Origin of the sequence: Vibrio sp. 1727 (genome assembly GCF_033344415.1) — a bacterium.
GTDB lineage: Bacteria > Pseudomonadota > Gammaproteobacteria > Enterobacterales > Vibrionaceae > Vibrio > Vibrio alginolyticus.
In genome coordinates this window covers 1-715 of record NZ_JAWPOT010000249.1, presented here as the reverse complement: position 1 = coordinate 715, position 715 = coordinate 1, and the positions used below count along the sequence as shown (strand labels likewise).

The 715-nt window shown below is 42.8% G+C and carries 1 protein-coding gene; it reads right to left on the bottom strand.

What is annotated here, in order from left to right; genetic code table 11:
* A partial coding sequence (locus R8O10_RS25065) for a glycosyltransferase family 2 protein (RefSeq protein WP_318191934.1) occupies positions 1–570 on the bottom strand: 570 nt, incomplete at its 3' end.
* Between the last annotated feature and the right edge of the window lie 145 nt (positions 571–715).

Genomic DNA, 715 nt, shown 5'->3' with positions numbered 1-715 from the left:
CGTCCAGGCCTTGAGGTAACCAGTGGTTTTATTGATGTAATGATGAAGATGCTCGTAAGTGTAGTGATGCAATCGACCATCTAACTTTTCAGTCTGATAGCTTTTCTCATCGACTTTTTCATGCACGAGTGAATCGTTGTAGTGCGTATATTCAGTGCGATACAAGCGAACAATCCAATCTGGAGACCAGCCAGAATGGTAGATGAACTTTCCGAATGCTGAGCTAAGTCGATTTAGTTTATACAAAACGTTCGGCTTATCTGCTGAAACAGCCTGTAAAATGCTTGCTTTTAGCTCAGGAGTAACCTGTTCATCGGCATCTAACCACAATACGTAGTCGGCCGTAACATATTGCTGTGCAAGTTGGCGTTGTTTTCCAAACCCCGGCCAGTCTAAGTTGGTATAGAACTTATCGGTGTATTGTCGGGCAATTTCTTCAGTGCGGTCGGTACTGCCCGAGTCGAGGATGACAATCTCATCAACCCAACCTTTTACGGTGTCTAGACAAGCTTTTAAATGCTTCTCTTCATTTTTGACGATTAAGGCAACGGCTAAAGTTGGCTTGGACAAATTGACTTCCTTCTTAACAAATCTATACAGGGAGTTTACTGGTATTGCGGGTACAAATCTTCTACGACTTGATTGAACATTGTAATCACTTGCTTGCTTGTGATGCGATTCATTGCTTTTTCATCTTTCGCACGAGTTCTCCAGC